The sequence below is a fragment of the Streptomyces sp. NPDC059900 genome, assembly GCF_050270335.1.
Classification (GTDB): Bacteria; Actinomycetota; Actinomycetes; order Streptomycetales; family Streptomycetaceae; genus Streptomyces.
The window spans coordinates 1-2,248 of record NZ_JBNNJZ010000906.1 but is presented as its reverse complement, the minus strand read 5'-3'; the positions used below and the strand labels follow the sequence as shown (position 1 = coordinate 2,248).

The window sequence follows — 2,248 nt, the reverse complement described above, 5'->3', positions numbered from 1 at the left end:
TCAGGTCATCGGCGAAATGCCGGTCGCCGGTGGCGTCGGGCACGTACTTCACGGTGACAACGATCCTCAAGCTCACGCCGGCTCTCCTACTGCATCGTCTTTACTGGGCTGCTGCCTTGGCTCTGGCCACTGCCTTCCTGCAGGCAGCATAGGCGCCTGAAGGGGCGGATCCCGGTCGGGGCGGCCCGCGCTCCGACCAGAATATTACTCGCCAGTACACCCATCTCATGCCCACTAAGCAAGCGCTTTGAACTGTGACCTTCCCAACGCTCTGTAATCGGGCGCGAGGACGGCCGAGCGGGAACTTTCAGTCGCGCAGCGCGTTGAAGCGCCCCTGGTGGTAGAGCAGGGGCCGGCCCGCGCCCGCCGGGTCGCCCACCACGGCCTCCGCCAGGACGATCCGGTGGTCACCCGCGGGCACCCGGGCCGCGACCTTGCAGACCAGCCAGGCGAGCGTGCCGTCGAGCACCGGGACGCCCTCGGGCCCCTCGTACCAGCGCGTGCCCGGTCCAAAGCGGTCGGCGCCGCTGCGTGCGAAGGTCGAGGCGAGGTCGAGCTGGTGCTCGCCGAGTATGTGGACGCCGACATGCTCGGCCCGGGAGACCGCGGGCCAGCTGGAGGCCCCCGTACCGATGCCGAACGAGAGCATGGGCGGTTCGGCGGAGACCGAGACGAGCGAGGTGGCGGTGAAGCCGACGGGTCCCGCGGGGCCCTGAGCGGTGATCACCGCCACCCCCGCCGCGTGCTGCCGGAAGACGGAGCGCAGGAGGTCGGGGGATGCGAGCCGGGGAGTGCGGAGATCGGGCGTTGCCGTCATGGAATTGTCCTTCTGCAGGAGGTACGAGCGGTTCCGTGGCTGCTCAGCAGCCCGGACAGCGCGCACTGGCATGACGGGCGAGGTCCACGTGGACGCGCTCGTAGAGAAGGAGCTCCGGAGGCATGGGAGCAGGCTGGCGATAGGTGCCGGGTGCAGTCAAGTCCGTTCCGCGATGTGAAAGACGGCTCGCCGAGCCCTGGACCAGTGTCATGACGCTCTCCTCCCCCGTGCCCCGCGCCTCACACGGCCCTGCCGAGCGCGGCGATCACGTCGGCCTTGCGCGGCTGTCCGGTCGCACGCAGCACGGTCCGTCCGTCCGCGTCGAGCACCAGGACCGTCGGCGTCTTGGCGATGTCCAGTTCCCGTACGAGATCGAGCTCGGCCTCGGCGTCGATCTCCACATGTGAGACACCGGGCACAATTTCGGCCACCTCGGCGAGGACTCGGCGGGTGGCCCGGCAAGGCTGGCAGAAGGCGCTGGAGAACTGCACGAGCGTGGCGCGCCGGCCCAGCTCGCGGCCCGCCCAAGTACCGTTGCCCGCGGGGTCGGTGCGGTCCCCCGCATCACGTATCCGCACGTCAGCCTCCCGCCCCGGCGTCATGATCCCACTGTCCCCGACTTCAGCGTCCGCGCGCTCCCGGACATTCCCAACGTGACGAGAATCTCGCGCCCGGCGGGCACTATGGGTGGTCAGCCGTCCGTTCTTGGGGCACGATCTGCGCAACGCCGAAAAACCTACGGCTGCGTAACTTCCCGCCGGGAGCCCCCTCCCAAGGCAGACACGAAGGGCCCTCCCCACCCATGGCAGAGCTTGTCTACCGTCCGGTCATCGGTGCCGCCAAAACGCTGTTCAAGGCCTGGGACCTGAAGATCGACTGCAAGGGGTCGGAGAACATCCCCCGCACGGGCGGTGCGGTCCTCGTCAGCAACCACATCAGCTATCTCGACTTCATCTTCGACGGCCTCGCGGCCCTGCCGCAGAAGCGGCTCGTGCGCTTCATGGCCAAGGAGTCGGTGTTCCGGCACAAGATCTCCGGTCCGCTGATGCGCGGGATGAAGCACATCCCCGTCGACCGCAAGCAGGGCGAGACGGCCTACCAGCACGCGCTCGACTCGCTGCGCTCCGGTGAGATCATCGGAGTCTTCCCCGAGGCGACGATCTCCCCGTCGTTCACGCTGAAGAGCTTCAAGTCGGGCGCCGCGCGCCTGGCCCAGGAGGCCGGGGTCCCGCTGATCCCGATGGCGCTGTGGGGCACGCAGCGGCTGTGGACCAAGGGGCACCCGCGCAACTTCAAGCGCAGCCACACCCCGATCACGATCCGGGTCGGCGAGCCGATGGAGGCGCCCGCGGACCAGTTCGCGGGCGCGATCACCCGGCGCCTTCGCGAGCGCTGCCAGGAGCTCCTCGAGGCCGCGCAGCGCGCCTACCC

General features: G+C 69.1%; 3 protein-coding genes. 1 reads left to right on the top strand and 2 read right to left on the bottom strand.

Translation table 11 applies throughout. The features are described from left to right. Positions 1-307 precede the first annotated feature (307 nt). Together ACQKIP_RS45555 and ACQKIP_RS45550 are read right to left on the bottom strand one after the other, a co-directional pair. Entirely contained in the window at positions 308-817 is a 510-nt protein-coding gene (locus ACQKIP_RS45555) for a flavin reductase family protein (protein WP_365862549.1), read from the bottom strand. A 239-nt stretch (positions 818-1,056) separates the two neighbouring features. After that, on the bottom strand, positions 1,057-1,419 hold the full coding sequence (locus ACQKIP_RS45550) for a thioredoxin family protein (RefSeq protein WP_365862547.1): 363 nt from the start codon (positions 1,417-1,419) through the stop codon (positions 1,057-1,059). 200 nt (positions 1,420-1,619) lie between these two features. On the opposite strand from ACQKIP_RS45550, the gene ACQKIP_RS45545 reads away from it, so the two are divergent. After that, positions 1,620-2,248, top strand: a 629-nt coding sequence (locus ACQKIP_RS45545) for a lysophospholipid acyltransferase family protein (RefSeq protein WP_427745684.1), incomplete at its 3' end; no start/stop codon positions are given.